This window comes from Pseudoxanthomonas sp. G3, assembly GCF_057654715.1.
The window spans coordinates 1,246,095-1,260,205 of the sequence record NZ_CM172805.1 but is presented as its reverse complement, the minus strand read 5'-3'; the positions used below and the strand labels follow the sequence as shown (position 1 = coordinate 1,260,205).

Below are 14,111 nucleotides of genomic sequence, written 5' to 3'. Positions count from 1 at the left end.
ATTCAACGAATAAATTGGATGAATGCCTTGCGGGCGCGCATCCTGCCTTCACACCGGCGGGGCGCCGGTCCGGCAAGCGAAGGCGCCCCTCCTCCCTCTTCTTCCGGAGTGCTGCCATGTCGTCCGCCGTCCCGCTCCCCGCCTTGTTCTCCCCCACCCGCCTGGGTGCCTTCGAGGTCCGCAATCGGATCGCGATGGCGCCGCTCACCCGTTCGCGCGCCGGTATGGATGGCGTGCAGACGCCGCTGGCCATCGAGTACTACCGGCAGCGCGCCTCGGCCGGCCTGATCGTCACCGAGGCCACCAACATCTCGCGCCAGGGTCGCGGCTACGCCTACACGCCCGGCCTCTATACCGATGCCCACGTCGCGGCATGGAAGCCGGTGACCGACGCCGTGCATGCCCAGGGTGGGCGCATCGTCGTGCAGTTGTGGCATGTGGGCCGCATGTCGCACAGCAGCCTGCAGGAAGGTGACGCGGCGCCGGTGGCGCCCTCCGCGATCCAGGCCGGCGGCAGCGTGTTCACCGAAGCCGGCCATCAGCCGCCGACGATGCCGCGCGCGCTCGCCACCGAGGAGATTCCCGGCATCATCGAGGACTACCGCCAGGCGGCGATCCGCGCCAAGGCGGCGGGTTTCGACGGCGTGGAAGTGCACGCCGCCAATGGTTACCTGCTGGAGCAGTTCCTGCGCGACAGCACCAACCATCGCGACGACCGTTACGGCGGCTCGCTGGAGAACCGCGCGCGCCTGCTGCTGGAGGTGACCGCCGCCGTCGCCGAGGTGTGGGGCGCCGACCGTGTGGGCCTGCGGCTGTCGCCGCTGTCCACCGCCGTGGGCGACACGCCGCTGGACAGCCACACGATGGAGACACACCTGTACGTCGCCCGCCGCCTGGGCGAGATGGGGCTGGCCTACCTGCATGTGGTCGAGGGCCAGCTGCACGCCGGCAACGGCGCCGACGCCTTCGACGTGCAGGCCCTGCGCGCCGCTTTCGGAGGCGCATACATCGGCAACAACGGCTACGACCGGCAGCGCGCGCTCGACGCTACCGCCAACGGTCATGCCGACATGATCGCCTTCGGCAAGCCTTTCATCGGAAACCCCGACCTGGTCGAACGCCTGCGCACCGATGCGCCGCTGTTCGATGCACCCTTGTCCGCCTACTTTGGGGGTAGCGCCGAAGGCTATACGCACTTCACCCTGCCCGAGGCCGTCGCGGCCTGACTGCGGCCACCCTCATCCACGCTCACGCATCCAGGAGTCCACCATGTCCCTCCACGACCTGCTTCCCGGCAAGCTCGGTTTCGGCACCGCCCCGCTCGGCAACATGTTCCGCGACATTCCGGAGGCGGAAGCGCGTGCCACCGTCGACGCTGCCTGGAACGACGGCATCCGCTACTTCGACAACGCCCCGTTCTATGGCGCCGGCCTGGCCGAACTGCGCATGGGCGAGGCGCTGGCCGACAAGCCGCGCGACGCCTATGTCATCAGCACCAAGGTCGGGCGCCTGGTCCTGGACGAGGTGGAAGACGTCAGCGCGCGCGACCTCGGCGAGAAGGGCGACGTCTTCAAGTACGGCCGTCCCAACAAGATCGTCAACGACTACTCCTACGACGCCACCTTGCGTTCGATCGACGACAGCCTCGCCCGCCTGAAGACCGACCGCATCGAGATCGCCTGGGTGCATGACGTGGCGCAGGACTTCTATGGCGATGAGTGGCTGGCGATGTTCGAACAGGCGCGCACCGGCGCCTTCAGGGTGTTGGACCGCCTGCGCGATGAGGGCACCATCAAGGCCTGGGGCCTGGGCGTGAACCGGGTGGAGCCGATCGAACTGCTGCTGGAACTGGAAGGCCCGCGCCCGGACGGCTTCCTGCTGGCGGGCCGCTACACCCTGCTGGACCATAGCCGCGCCCTGCAGCGGGTGATGCCGAAGGTCGCCGAACGCGGACTCGGCATCGTGGTCGGTGGGCCGTACAGCTCAGGCGCACTGGTCGGCGGACCGAACTTCGAATACGCGCCGGCCACGCCGCAGATCCTCGACAAGGTGGCGCGCATCAAGGCGCTCGCCGACCGCCACGGCATCAGCATGAAGGCGGCGGGCCTGCAGTTCGCGCTGGCCAATCCCGCGGTCGCCGCCGTCATCCCCGGCGCGAGCAAGCCAGGCCGCATCGCCGAAGACCGCGCCGCACTGGAGGAAATCGTGCCCGTGCAGTTCTGGCGCGACCTGCGCAGCGCGGGCCTGGTCGCTGTGGACGCGCCGCTGCCGGGCATCGGCTGATCGCACGCCCTCGGCCAGACAGGAGCGCGTTCGCGCGCGAACAACACTGGGCCGACCCGGGAATGCCTCCGCGAGGTCCCTGGCGGCGACGACGCTATAGCTTGAACAGCGGCTGCAACCGTTGCGCCAGCCAGCCGGGGAACCGCAGTGGCGCATCCAGCGCGGAAACGCAGATGCACGCGGCCCCGGGCACCGTCACCGGCTGGTGCTCGACATCGCTGTCGAGGTCGGCGACATCACCAGGCGCGAAATGGCCAAGCGCATCGTGGTAGGCGCCGCGCAGGATCTGGGTCAGTTCGGTACCGCCATGGCTGTGCACCGGCATGCTGCGGCCAGGGCCGATCTTCAGCATCAGCAGCGTGCCCGTCTTCGTGCCGGTGGCACGGATGCAATGCACGCCCGGCGCCATCCAGCGCCATTTCAGCGCGCGATAGGACGGACCGAAGTAGGGGTGCAGCGGCGTCGGCAGGCGGTCGTCGTCCTCGTACGGCGCGCCACGCGGCGCGGGTGCCGCAGCCACCGGGAGCGGCGCATCCAGCCGGTCGAGCATGGCCGCGCGCAGATCGGCCAGGCGGCCCGTCGACGGTTGCGCCGGCTGCTGGTGCTCGACCAACTGGCCGCCGATGCGTTCGGCCTCCTGCACCCGCGCACGGCAATGCGCGCAGGTCTCCAGATGGGTAGCGGCGACGATCGCCACTTCCACGGTCAGCGCGCCGGCGGCGTAACTGACCACGGTGGACGGATCGAGATGATGGTGCGGATTCACGACGTACCCCTTACCTGGCCCTGCAGGCGCAGGAACGCGCGCCGCAGGTGCGACTTCACCGTACCGAGCGGCATGCCGAGTTCGTCGGCGATGTCCTGGTGACTCTTGGCTTCGAAATACGACATGCGCATCAGGCGCGCCTGCACGGCGGGCAGTTCCTCGATACGGCGCTGCAGATGGGCATGCTCGGCGTAATCCTCCGCCGACGAGAACGGGCGGGCCAGGTCCTCGTCGGCCGCGGGGCCGCCCTCTTCCAGCACCTGGACCCAGCCCGGCTCGCGCCGGACGCGATCAATGTGCAGGTTGCGCCCGATCCGGAACAGCCAGGTGGACACTGCGCCCTGCTGCGGGTCGTACATCGCGGCGCGCTGCCACAGCCGCAGCATCGCTTCCTGCGCCAAGTCCTCGGCGACCGCCTCGGGATTGCCCAGGCCGCGCAGGTAGAGGCACAGCCGCGGCATGAAGTGGTCGTACAGGCGCATGAAGCTGGCGCGGTCGCGCAGGCGTGCGACGGCGACCATGTCGCCGGCCCAGTCGTGGGCATCCCGCGGGGAAGGCGTGGGTGTGGACACCGGCCGGGTCGTCCCGGGGGACGACGGTCTCCTTGTGAAGTCGGAGGGCATGGTAAGCCAGAGATCCCGTTGTGGTGCGTGATGGCGGCGTGTACGCGGGAGCGGACCGATTGGATGCACCCCGCTGCCTGCATCCGCCGGGTCCGCGCGCGCGTAGAGGCGGGGCTCCCCAAAAAGGAACGATCGATGCCCGCTTACCGTCCCCTGTTGGGCCTCCTGCTCGCCTGCCTGGCCGTCCCCGCGGCCGCGACGACGGACATCCTGCGGCAGGAGGCGCGGGCCTACGCGCGCAAGGGCGACACCCTGCTGTACCGCGAGTCGCACTGGCGCTACCGGCAGGACGGGCTCGCCCACCGTCTGGTGCTGTACCGCTGTCCCGACGGCCGCGCCTTCGCCCGGAAAACGGTCGTGGAACGCGCCTCGGCGCAGGCGCCGGATTTCGACTTCGAGGATGCGCGCGACGGTTATCGCGAAGGCGTGCGCAGCGGCCCCCGGGGACGCACGGTCTACGTGCGCGCTTCGTCCGGCGCGTCTCCTCGCGAACGCACGATCGCGCTGCCGCCGGGCGCGGTCATCGATGCCGGCTTCGATGCCAGTGTCCGCCGGCACTGGGAGGCGCTGCGCGCAGGGCGCGAGGTGGATCAGCCCTTCCTGCTACCCAGCCGCATGGCCTTCATGCCGGTGAGCCTGCGCCCGGGCGGCGCGGTGCGCTGGTCCGGCATTCCCGCGCAACGCCTGACGATGCGGCTGGACCGGTGGTACGGCTTCGTCGCCCCGACGATGCAGCTGACCTACGCCGACGCCGACCAGCGCCTGCTCGAATTCGCCGGCATCGCCACGATCCGCGACGACGCGGGCAAGCACCAGGACGTGCGCATCGTGTTTCCGGACCCGGCCGCGCCCGCCGACGCCGATGCGCTCGGTCGCGCGCGCGCTACGCCATTGGTGCGCAGCTGCGGACGCTGAGCGCGTCCTGCATCCGATCGTCGCCGCCCTGCGTATGCCCCACCAACGCAGCGGAGAGACCGCCATGCCGGCCAGTGCTTCATCCCCCCGCACGCCGGCCCTCCGGCGCTCCACGCTCCGGCGCTGGTTCGACACCCAGGCGCACGCGGACGACGACGACGCGCGCGGGGATCGCATCGACTGGCTGCGTGCGATTCCCTTCATCGGTCTGCATCTGGCCTGCATCGCGGTGTTCTGGGTCGGCGTCTCGCCCGTGGCCGTGATCGTGGCCGTCGCGCTCTATGCCGTGCGCATGTTCGCGATCACCGCGTTCTACCATCGCTATTTCTCGCATCGCACCTTCCGTACCTCGCGCGCACTCCAGTTCCTGGCCGCGCTGGTCGGTGCGTCCAGCGTGCAGCGCGGCCCGTTGTGGTGGGCGGCGCACCACCGCAACCACCATCGGCACGCGGACACGGCCGCCGATCCGCATTCGCCGACGCAGCGCGGCTTCTGGTGGAGCCACGCCGGCTGGTTCCTGACCCGCGAGGGCTTCCGCACCGACTGGTCGCGCATCCCTGACCTGGCCGGCTATCCCGAACTGCGCTGGCTGGACCGCTACGACACCGCGGTGCCGGTGCTGCTCGCGGCCGCGCTCTATGCCTTCGGCGAAGGGCTGGAACGCTTCGCGCCCGGGCTCGGCACCAACGGCCCGCAGTTGCTGGTGTGGGGCTTCTTCGTCTCCACCGTGGTCTTGTTCCATGCGACGGTCACCATCAACTCGCTGGCGCACCGGTTCGGGCGCCGCCGTTTCGACACGCGTGACGACAGCCGCAACAACCTCTGGCTGGCCCTGCTGACCTTCGGCGAGGGGTGGCACAACAACCACCATTTCTTCCCCGGTACCGCGCGACAGGGCTTTCGTTGGTGGGAAATCGACCTCACCTGGTACGGGCTGCGGCTGCTTGCCCTGTTCGGGTTGGTACGCGACCTCAAGCCTGTCCCCGCCTGGGTGCTGGCCAAGGCGAGGTCCTGAGCATGCGCATCGCCGTCATCGGTTCCGGCATCGCGGGTCTGGCCTCGGCCTGGTGGCTGTCGCAGCGGCACGAGGTGGTGCTGTTCGAAGCCAACGACTACCTGGGCGGCCACACCCACACCCATACCGTCGAACAGGCCGGGCGCAATTACCGCATCGACAGCGGTTTCATCGTGTTCAATCCGTTGCACTATCCATTGCTGTGCGGACTGTTCGATGAGCTCGGCGTCGCCTCGCAGCCGACCACGATGAGCTTTTCGGTGCACAGCGAGCGCAGTGGCGTGGAGTACAACGCCACCTCGCTGTCCACCTTGTTCTGCCAGCGGCGCAACCTGTTGTCCCCGCGTTTCTGGGGCATGCTGCGCGATCTCGCACGCTTCTACCGCGAAGCACCCGCCTTGCTGGAGAGCCACGACGCTGGCCCCACATTGGGCGAGTATCTGCAGCATGGCGGGTACGGGGCCGCGTTCCGCGACGAGCACTTGGTACCGATGGCCTCGGCCCTGTGGTCCTCACCGCCACAGGGCATCCTCGCTTTCCCGGCGCGCTACCTGGTCCAGTTCATGGCCAACCACCACATGCTGATCCTCGGCGAACGCTCGCCCTGGCGCGTGGTGACGGGTGGCTCGGCAACGTATGTGGCCGCGCTGCGGGCACGCTGGCGCGTGCAGGAGCGGCTGTCCTGTCCCGTGCTGGCGGTCCGCCGCGACGCCGAGGGCGTGGACGTGGAGACGCGGCAAGGCCGCGAACGCTTCGACCACGTGGTGATGGCCGGGCATAGCGACGACATGCTCGCCCTGTTGCAGGACGCCGATGCGGCCGAGCGCGAGGTGCTGGGTGCCATCCGCTACCAGTCCAACGACACGGTGCTGCACACCGATGCGCGCCTGCTGCCGCGCAACCGCAAGGCGTGGGCCGCCTGGAACGCGCATGTACCGCGGGACCCCTCGGCCCCCTGCACCGTTAGCTACTGCATGAACCTGCTTCAAAGCGTCGATTCGCCTTCGCCCTTCATCGTCACGCTCAACCGCAGCGAGGCCATCGATCCGGCGCGCATCCTGCGCCGCATGCATTACCGGCACCCGGTCTACGACCGGGCCATGGTCGCGGCGCAGGCCCGCAAAGCCGAGATCCAGGGGCATCGGCGCACGTGGTTCGCCGGCGCGTACTGGGGCTGGGGCTTTCACGAAGACGGCATCCGCAGCGCGCGGGCACTGGTTGATGCGTTCGAGGCGCAGCGCCCTGCGGCGACGCCGCAGCCACATGCCGAGGCGGTGCCGGCATGAGTACGGCGCTCGCCAGTGCGGTCTATGAGGGCTGGGTCCGGCATCGCCGCCATGCGCCTCGACCGCACGCCTTCCGGTACCGGATGGCGCAGCTCTACCTGGACCTGGACGAACTCGACCATGTGTTCGACCGTCGCTGGCTGTGGTCGGTGAATCGGCGCAACCTGGCCGCGTTCCATCGCGACGACTACCTCGCCCCGCATGACCAGCCGCTCGCCGAGGCGGTGCGCGACCGCGTCGCCCGACACCTCGGACATCGTCCTGCCGGTCCGGTGCGGCTGCTGACCCACCTCCGCTACGGCGGGTATGTCTTCAACCCGGTGAGTTTCTACTACTGCTTTCAGCCCGACGGCACGACGCTCGATGCCGTCCTAGCCGAGATCACCAACACCCCCTGGCGCGAGCGGCACAGCTACGTGTTGCCGATCCGGGAGGGCACTCCGCACGGCGCAGGCTGGGAATGGGGCTTCGACAAGGCGTTCCATGTCTCGCCATTCCTGCCGATGGAGTGCGCCTACCGTTGGCGTTTTGATGCGCCCGACGAAGCCCTGCGCGTCCACATGCAGGTCGACCGCGAAGGCCAGCGCGCGTTCGATGCCACGCTTACCCTGCTGCGTCGACCCTTGGGTGGCGCCTCGCTGGCGCGCGTGCTGTGGCGCTACCCGCTGATGACCGCCCAGGTGATGACCGGCATCCACTGGCAAGCGCTACGCCTATGGCTCAAGCGCACGCCGGTCCACGACCACCCTTCCCTCGCCCGCGAGACCCCATGAACGAGATCGCCGCTTCCGCCGCGTCCCCCACCTTCGGCGCCCTCGACCGCCTGCTGCGTTCGCAACTGCTGGCCCGTCTCGATGCGCTGGACCACGGCGTGCTGGTCGTGCGCGATGCCCTGGGCGAACACCGCTTCGGACACGCCGGGCCTGACGCGTTGCCGACGATACACCTGTGGATCGACGACCCGGCGTTCTACCGTGCCGTCGCGGCCCAGGGCAGCGTCGGCGCGGGCGAGGCCTACATCGCGGGGCAATGGCGCTGCGACGATCTGGTGGCGCTGGTGCGGCTGCTCGTGCGCAATCGTGCGTTGCTCGATGGCATGGAAACCGGACTGGCGCGCCTCGGCGGCTGGGCGTTGCGCAGCTGGCATGCGCTTCGCCGCAACACGCGTGAGGGCAGCCGACGCAACATCGCCGCGCACTATGACTTGGGCAACGACTTTTTCGCGCTGTTCCTGTCGAAGGACCTCATGTACTCCTCGGCAATGTTCGCCTCGCCCGACGACGATCTGGAGACCGCGTCGTACCGCAAGCTCGACGCGGTCTGCCGCAAGCTGGCGCTGACGCCGGAAGACCGGGTAATCGAGATCGGTACCGGTTGGGGCGGATTCGCGCTGCATGCGGCGCGCCACTACGGCGCCCACGTCACCACCACCACGATCTCGCGCGAACAGCATGCCCTGGCCAGCCAGCGCGTCGCCGAAGCGGGCCTGCAGGACCGCGTCACCCTGCTGCTGCAGGACTACCGCGACCTGCAGGGCGAATACGACAAGCTGGTGTCGATCGAGATGATCGAAGCGATCGGCGCCCAGTACCTGGATACCTTCTTCGGCAAGCTCGGGCGCCTGCTGAGGCCCGGGGGCCACGCCCTGCTGCAGGCGATCACGATCGAGGACCACCGCTACGTGCAGGCGCGCGATTCGGTGGACTTCATCAAGCGCTTCGTCTTCCCCGGCAGCTTCATCCCGTCGCTCAACGCCATGTATGCCGCCAAGACCCGCGCCAGCGACTTGCAGGTCGTGCACCAGGAAGATTTCGGCCTGTCGTACGCCTACACGCTGCGCGCCTGGCGGCGCCGCTTCATGACCCGGCTGCACGAGGTGCGCGAACAGGGCTTCGACGAGCGCTTCACCCGGTTGTGGGAGTTCTACCTCGCCTACTGCGAAGGCGGTTTCCTCGAGCGCTCCATCGGCGTGTCGCACCTGCTGATGGCGCGTCCCGGCCACGCGTCGGAGGCCACATGAACCTGTTGCACGCGCTGGCGATGGTCGCGCTGCTGGCTGCGGCGATCATGACGCTGGGCTGGGTGTGGCAGCGGCGACGACACAACGCCGGCATCGTCGACGTCTTGTGGTCGGCCTGCGTCGGCGGTAGTGCCGTGCTGCTGGCCGCGCTGGGCGATGGCGCTTGGCAGGCCCGCGTCGCCCTGGCCGTGCTCGGCGGCCTGTGGGGCGCGCGGCTGGCCCTGCACCTGTGGCACCGCGTGCGCAGCGAGCCGGAAGATGGCCGCTACCGCTATCTGCGCGACCATTGGCAAGGCCACCAGGGCAAGTTCTTCCTGTTCTTCATGGCCCAAGCGCTGCTGGTGGTGCTGTTCGCGCTGCCCTTCGCCGCCGCGGCACGCAGTCCGGTCGCCACCGTATGGCCCTGGATCGCGCTGGCGGTGGCGATCTGGGTGGGCAGCGTGGTCGGCGAGGCGATCGCTGACCGCCAGCTGGCGCGTTTCCGCGCCAATCCCGCCAACCGCGGCAGGACATGCCGCGACGGCCTGTGGCGATACTCGCGTCACCCCAACTACTTTTTCGAATGGCTCCACTGGTTCGCCTACGTCGCGCTCGCCATCGGCTCGCCTTGGGCCTGGCTGTCGTGGTGCGGGCCGGTGGTGATGTACGTGTTCCTGCGCTGGATAAGCGGCATCCCCTACACCGAGGCGCAGGCGCTGCGCACCCGCGGCGACGAGTACCGCGAGTACCAGCGCACCACGCCGATGCTGTTCCCCTGGTTTCCCAAATCCGCCACCAAGGAGGCGACACGATGAACGCGATGGTGGAAGAACTGGCTGCCGACCGCGCCGCTCCCGGCCTGCTGGGCCTGGCCGAACGCGGCCTGCTGCCGGATGCACTGGTCCGCGCCGGCATCCGCCGGCTGTGCGCGCAACGCCTGCACGACGAGCGTGCGGGCGGGCAGGAGGCGCAGTCGGCCCTGCTCGCGCACCGCCTGCGCGGTCTGCGCCAGGGCGCGCTGGCGGTGCACACCGACGCCGCCAACCGACAGCATTACGAACTGCCCGCGGATTTCTTCCGCCACTGCCTCGGTCATCGCCTGAAGTACAGCAGCTGCTTCTACCCCACGGGCGAGGAGACACTGGACCAGGCCGAGGACGCCATGCTCGCGCTGTACGGCGAACGCGCCGCGCTGGAGGATGGCCAGGAGATCCTCGAACTCGGGTGCGGCTGGGGCTCGTTGACGTTGTGGATGGCCGAACGCTATCCGAACGCGCGCATCACCGCGGTCTCCAATTCGCACTCGCAGCGCCGCTTCATCGAGGCGCGCTGCAACGAACGCGGCCTGCGCAACGTGAACGTCATCACCTGCGACGTCAATCAACTGCAGCTCGAAGCCGGACGCTACGACCGCTGCGTGTCGGTGGAGATGTTCGAGCACGTCAGCAACCATGCCGCGCTGATGCGTCGCATCCACGATGCGCTACGGCCCGGCGGGCAGCTGTTCGTCCACATCTTCGTCCATCGCGACCTGATGTATCCCTTCGAGACCCAGGGCGAAGACAACTGGATGGGCCGGCACTTCTTCACCGGCGGCATGATGCCGTCGGCGGACCTGCTGCTGTTCTTCCAGGAACACCTGAAACTGCAGGAACGCTGGCTGCTGGACGGTACGCACTACCAACGCACCGCCAACCACTGGCTGGCCCGCCACGACGCCAATCGCGATGCGGTGATGGCGGTGCTGCGCGAAGCCTACGGCGACGCGGCCGCCCTCTGGAACCAGCGCTGGCGCATGTTCTGGATGGCGTGCGCGGAACTGTTCGGCTATCGCGATGGCCAGGAATGGCTGGTGGCGCACTACCGCTTCCAGCGCGGCACCACGGAGGCCTGACATGCGCGCCCTACCCCTCACCCTGCTCGCCCTGGTGGTCGCCGCGACGGCGGTCGGCTGCCGCCCGGGCAACGTCAAGCCTTCCATCACCACGGCCGCGCCGGTGGACGTGGACCGCTTCATGGGCGACTGGTACGTGATCGCCCACATCCCTTCGTTCCCGGAGCGCGACGCCTACAAGGCCGTGGAGTCGTACGCGCGCCTGCCCGATGGCCGCATCCAGACGACCTTCCGCTACCGTAAGGGCGCGCTGGATGGCCCCGAGAAGACGATGCATCCGGTCGGCACCGTGGCGCCCGGCACCGGCGGTGCGGTCTGGGGCATGCAGTTCGTGTGGCCGATCCAGGCCGAGTACGTGATCTCGTACGTCGATGCCGATTACCAGCAGACGATCGTCGCACGCAGCAAGCGCGACTACGTCTGGCTGATGGCGCGCACGCCAACGATCTCCGACGCGGACTACCAGGCCCGCCTTCGCCAGATCGAAGCGCTGGGCTACGACATCTCGAAGATCCGGCGCGTGCCGCAGTGAGCGCGCAGCGGTAGCCCGGGTAGAGCGCAGCGAAACCCGGGGCCTGCCGACGGGCGCAGCGAAAACCACGTCCTGCGCTATACGTGGCACGGCGGCGATTGGGAGACCGCGATCCTCGGGTTTCGCTGCGCTCTATCCGGGCTGCGCAGAGATAAAGAGCTATTCGCCGTCCGCGGCTGTTGCCGGGCACGCGTCGCCTGTCCAATCGATGGGCAGGTTACCGCGGGCGACGAAGGCGTGGAACGTGGAGTGTGGCCAATCCGCCACGCGGCTGACCAGGCCATGCCTGACAGGGTTGAAATGTACGTGGTCGATGCGCCGCGCGAGGCTTTCAGCATCGCGAATCGTGGCCTCCCAGAATCTGCGTGCCCACAGCTGCCTTTCCTCGCCAGGCCGTCGCGCGATCCGGATGCCGCGCGCGAGCAGGCGTACCGTGAATTCGCGCTTGATCAGCCGCCAGCGCATCGAATAGCGATCGTCGCCTTCCGGCAAGCGCAGCGCGGCATGCAGATGATCCGGAAGGATCACCATGGCAAGGATCGAGAACGGATGCCGACCGCGTACAGAACGAATCGCGGCCCGCAATTCGTCCACATAATCCACCAGCGTGGCGGCCGACCGGTTGGCGAGCGTCAGAGTGAAGAAGTACGTCCCACCCGGGACACGTGAGCGGCGGTACTGGACCATGGGGGCCAAACTACCGGCCCGGCAAGCCGACGCACATCGGAGAATATCTCTTCGCAAAGTGAGGAAAAGCACGGATTCACGTAGCCCGGGTAGAGCCGCAGGCGAAACCCGGGGTCCGCGATCTTAGGCCGCTCGCTGCAACGTGCACCTCGGAGGCCCCGGGTTTCGCTGCGCTCTACCCGGGCTACGTGGCTGGAACCTGCATCACGGGTGCCCCGGGTTTCGCTGCGCTCTACCCGGGCTACGGCGGTTAGACCATCGGAAGCTTCAACCCCTGTTCCTTGGCACACTGCTGCGCGACCTCGTAGCCCGCATCGGCGTGGCGCATCACGCCGGTGCCGGGATCGTTCCACAGCACGCGGGCGATGCGCTTGTCGGCGGCGACGCTGCCGTCGCAGACGATGACCACACCGCTGTGCTGGCTGTAGCCCATGCCGACGCCGCCGCCGTGATGCAGTGACACCCAGGTGGCGCCGCCCGCGACGTTCAACATCGCGTTGAGCAACGGCCAGTCGGACACGGCATCGCTGCCGTCCTTCATCGCTTCGGTTTCGCGGTTCGGCGAGGCCACGCTGCCTGAATCGAGGTGGTCGCGGCCGATCACCACCGGTGCTTTCAGTTCGCCGTTGCGGACCATCTCGTTGAACGCCAGGCCCAGCTTGTGGCGCAGGCCCAGGCCGACCCAGCAGATGCGCGCCGGCAGGCCCTGGAAGCTGATGCGCTCGCGCGCCATGTCCAGCCAGCGGTGCAGGTGCGCATCGTCAGGGATCAGCTCCTTCACCTTGGCATCGGTCCTGTAGATGTCTTCCGGATCTCCGCTCAGCGCGACCCAGCGGAACGGGCCCACGCCGCGGCAGAACAACGGGCGCACATAGGCCGGGACGAACCCGGGGAAGTCGAACGCGTTCTTCAAACCCTGGTCGAACGCCATCTGGCGGATGTTGTTGCCGTAGTCGAACGTGGGCACGCCCCTCTGATGGAACGCCAGCATCGCTTCCACGTTCACGCGCATGGACTGCTTGGCCGCATCGCGCACGCGCTCGGGTTCGGCCTTCTGTTCGGCCAGCCACTGCTCCACCGTCCAGCCGATCGGCAGGTAGCCGTGCACCGGATCGTGCGCACTGGTCTGGTCGGTGACGGCATCCGGGCGCACACCACGCTTCACCAGCTCCGGCAGGATCTCCGCCGCATTGCCGAGCAGGGCGATCGACTTCGCCTCGCCGGCCGCGGTGTACTTCGCGATCCGCGCGAGGGCGTCGTCGAGATCGGTCGCCTGTTCGTCCACGTAGCGCGTGCGCAGGCGCATGTCGATACTGGACTGCCGACATTCGATATTGAGCGAGCTCGCGCCGGCCAGTGCCGCCGCCAGCGGCTGCGCGCCGCCCATGCCGCCGAGGCCGGCCGTAAGGATCCACTTGCCGGTCAGGTCGCCACCGTAGTGCTGGCGACCCATTTCCACGAAGGTTTCATACGTGCCCTGCACGATGCCCTGGCTGCCGATGTAGATCCACGAGCCGGCCGTCATCTGGCCGTACATCATCAGGCCCTTCTTATCGAGCGCGTTGAAGTGCTCCCAGGTGGCCCAGTGCGGCACGAGGTTGGAGTTGGCGATCAGCACGCGCGGCGCATCGGGATGCGTGGGGAAGATGCCGACCGGTTTGCCGGATTGCACCAGCAGGGTTTCGTTGTCGTCGAGTTGGCGGAGCGATGTCAGGATGGCGTCGTAGCAGGCCCAGTCGCGCGCGGCGCGGCCGATGCCGCCGTAGACGACCAGCGAGGTGGGATCTTCCGCGACTTCCGCGTCCAGGTTGTTCTGCAACATCCGGTACGGCGCTTCGCTGAGCCAAGACTTGCAGGTGAGCGTGGCGCCGCGGGGCGCGCGGATGTCCCGGGACGGGTCGTGGCGGGGTTCGGACATGGCGGGTTCCAGATGCAGGTATGCGCCCATTATCGGCGGGAGGCCCCGCCCCGCGCGAGCCACGACGATGCTGCAGTGCGCGATGGTGTGCGTGGCAGAATCCGGCCATAAAGACCTTTCGCCCTTTTATCTCCGTAATCCTGCTGGCCGGCCTGCTGGCGGCGGCACCCGCACCCGCCGCGGTCCCCGACCG

14 protein-coding genes are annotated in these 14,111 nt (G+C 68.5%); 10 read left to right on the top strand and 4 right to left on the bottom strand.

Annotation, left to right across the window (positions count from 1 at the left end):
* Positions 1 to 116 precede the first annotated feature (116 nt).
* Positions 117 to 1,226, top strand: a complete 1,110-nt coding sequence (locus tag AC23D6_RS05885) for an alkene reductase (RefSeq protein WP_487751852.1) — start codon at positions 117 to 119, stop codon at positions 1,224 to 1,226.
* 43 nt (positions 1,227 to 1,269) lie between these two features.
* Positions 1,270 to 2,283, top strand: coding sequence for an aldo/keto reductase (locus AC23D6_RS05880; RefSeq protein WP_487751851.1), 1,014 nt, complete (start codon positions 1,270 to 1,272; stop codon positions 2,281 to 2,283).
* A 94-nt stretch (positions 2,284 to 2,377) separates the two neighbouring features.
* Here the strand turns inward: AC23D6_RS05880 and AC23D6_RS05875 are convergent, their stop codons facing one another.
* Positions 2,378 to 3,049 carry a ChrR family anti-sigma-E factor gene (locus tag AC23D6_RS05875; protein ID WP_487751850.1) on the bottom strand — a complete coding sequence of 224 codons (672 nt, stop codon included), beginning with the start codon at positions 3,047 to 3,049 and terminating at the stop codon, positions 2,378 to 2,380.
* Complete coding sequence (locus AC23D6_RS05870) at positions 3,046 to 3,672, bottom strand: sigma-70 family RNA polymerase sigma factor (protein WP_487751849.1); 627 nt, start codon at positions 3,670 to 3,672, stop codon at positions 3,046 to 3,048. Before AC23D6_RS05870 ends, AC23D6_RS05875 begins: the two co-directional genes overlap by 4 nt.
* A 135-nt stretch (positions 3,673 to 3,807) precedes the next feature.
* On the opposite strand from AC23D6_RS05870, the gene AC23D6_RS05865 reads away from it, so the two are divergent.
* From AC23D6_RS05865 to AC23D6_RS05830, 8 genes are all read left to right on the top strand, one after another.
* The gene (locus AC23D6_RS05865; RefSeq protein WP_487751848.1) at positions 3,808 to 4,587 is read left to right on the top strand and encodes a hypothetical protein; all 780 of its coding nucleotides are present in this window, start codon (positions 3,808 to 3,810) and stop codon (positions 4,585 to 4,587) included.
* 64 nt (positions 4,588 to 4,651) lie between these two features.
* Positions 4,652 to 5,602 carry an acyl-CoA desaturase gene (locus AC23D6_RS05860; protein WP_487751847.1) on the top strand — a complete coding sequence of 317 codons (951 nt, stop codon included), beginning with the start codon at positions 4,652 to 4,654 and terminating at the stop codon, positions 5,600 to 5,602.
* Between the two features lie 2 nt (positions 5,603 to 5,604).
* On the top strand, positions 5,605 to 6,888 hold the full coding sequence (locus tag AC23D6_RS05855; protein WP_487751846.1) for an NAD(P)/FAD-dependent oxidoreductase: 1,284 nt from the start codon (positions 5,605 to 5,607) through the stop codon (positions 6,886 to 6,888).
* Complete coding sequence (locus AC23D6_RS05850) at positions 6,885 to 7,661, top strand: DUF1365 domain-containing protein (RefSeq protein WP_487751845.1); 777 nt, start codon at positions 6,885 to 6,887, stop codon at positions 7,659 to 7,661. The genes AC23D6_RS05855 and AC23D6_RS05850 overlap by 4 nt, the downstream gene beginning before the upstream one ends.
* Positions 7,658 to 8,908 (top strand): class I SAM-dependent methyltransferase, encoded by a 1,251-nt coding sequence (locus tag AC23D6_RS05845; RefSeq protein WP_487751844.1) that lies wholly within the window; start codon positions 7,658 to 7,660, stop codon positions 8,906 to 8,908. The genes AC23D6_RS05850 and AC23D6_RS05845 overlap by 4 nt, the downstream gene beginning before the upstream one ends.
* Positions 8,905 to 9,702, top strand: coding sequence for a DUF1295 domain-containing protein (locus AC23D6_RS05840; protein WP_487751843.1), 798 nt, complete (start codon positions 8,905 to 8,907; stop codon positions 9,700 to 9,702). Before AC23D6_RS05845 ends, AC23D6_RS05840 begins: the two co-directional genes overlap by 4 nt.
* Positions 9,699 to 10,781 (top strand): SAM-dependent methyltransferase, encoded by a 1,083-nt coding sequence (locus AC23D6_RS05835; RefSeq protein ID WP_487751842.1) that lies wholly within the window; start codon positions 9,699 to 9,701, stop codon positions 10,779 to 10,781. The genes AC23D6_RS05840 and AC23D6_RS05835 overlap by 4 nt, the downstream gene beginning before the upstream one ends.
* A gap of 1 nt (position 10,782) precedes the next feature.
* Positions 10,783 to 11,313, top strand: a complete 531-nt coding sequence (locus AC23D6_RS05830) for a lipocalin family protein (protein ID WP_487751841.1) — start codon at positions 10,783 to 10,785, stop codon at positions 11,311 to 11,313.
* Positions 11,314 to 11,472: 159 nt separating this feature from the next.
* On the opposite strand, the gene AC23D6_RS05825 is transcribed toward AC23D6_RS05830, so the two are convergent.
* Together AC23D6_RS05825 and hutU are read right to left on the bottom strand one after the other, a co-directional pair.
* Complete coding sequence (locus AC23D6_RS05825; protein ID WP_487751840.1) at positions 11,473 to 12,000, bottom strand: REP-associated tyrosine transposase; 528 nt, start codon at positions 11,998 to 12,000, stop codon at positions 11,473 to 11,475.
* Positions 12,001 to 12,250: 250 nt separating this feature from the next.
* Entirely contained in the window at positions 12,251 to 13,918 is a 1,668-nt protein-coding gene (hutU, locus tag AC23D6_RS05820; RefSeq protein ID WP_487751839.1) for a urocanate hydratase, read from the bottom strand.
* Between the last annotated feature and the right edge of the window lie 193 nt (positions 13,919 to 14,111).

Coding starts and splice junctions, on each gene's coding strand:
- AC23D6_RS05885 (WP_487751852.1), top strand. CDS start 117: ATGTCGTCCGCCGTCCCGCTCCCCGCCTTGTTCTCCCCCACCCGCCTG.
- AC23D6_RS05880 (WP_487751851.1), top strand. CDS start 1,270: ATGTCCCTCCACGACCTGCTTCCCGGCAAGCTCGGTTTCGGCACCGCC.
- AC23D6_RS05870 (WP_487751849.1), bottom strand. CDS start 3,672: ATGCCCTCCGACTTCACAAGGAGACCGTCGTCCCCCGGGACGACCCGG.
- AC23D6_RS05865 (WP_487751848.1), top strand. CDS start 3,808: ATGCCCGCTTACCGTCCCCTGTTGGGCCTCCTGCTCGCCTGCCTGGCC.
- AC23D6_RS05860 (WP_487751847.1), top strand. CDS start 4,652: ATGCCGGCCAGTGCTTCATCCCCCCGCACGCCGGCCCTCCGGCGCTCC.
- AC23D6_RS05855 (WP_487751846.1), top strand. CDS start 5,605: ATGCGCATCGCCGTCATCGGTTCCGGCATCGCGGGTCTGGCCTCGGCC.
- AC23D6_RS05850 (WP_487751845.1), top strand. CDS start 6,885: ATGAGTACGGCGCTCGCCAGTGCGGTCTATGAGGGCTGGGTCCGGCAT.
- AC23D6_RS05845 (WP_487751844.1), top strand. CDS start 7,658: ATGAACGAGATCGCCGCTTCCGCCGCGTCCCCCACCTTCGGCGCCCTC.
- AC23D6_RS05840 (WP_487751843.1), top strand. CDS start 8,905: ATGAACCTGTTGCACGCGCTGGCGATGGTCGCGCTGCTGGCTGCGGCG.
- AC23D6_RS05835 (WP_487751842.1), top strand. CDS start 9,699: ATGAACGCGATGGTGGAAGAACTGGCTGCCGACCGCGCCGCTCCCGGC.
- AC23D6_RS05830 (WP_487751841.1), top strand. CDS start 10,783: ATGCGCGCCCTACCCCTCACCCTGCTCGCCCTGGTGGTCGCCGCGACG.
- AC23D6_RS05825 (WP_487751840.1), bottom strand. CDS start 12,000: ATGGTCCAGTACCGCCGCTCACGTGTCCCGGGTGGGACGTACTTCTTC.
- hutU (WP_487751839.1), bottom strand. CDS start 13,918: ATGTCCGAACCCCGCCACGACCCGTCCCGGGACATCCGCGCGCCCCGC.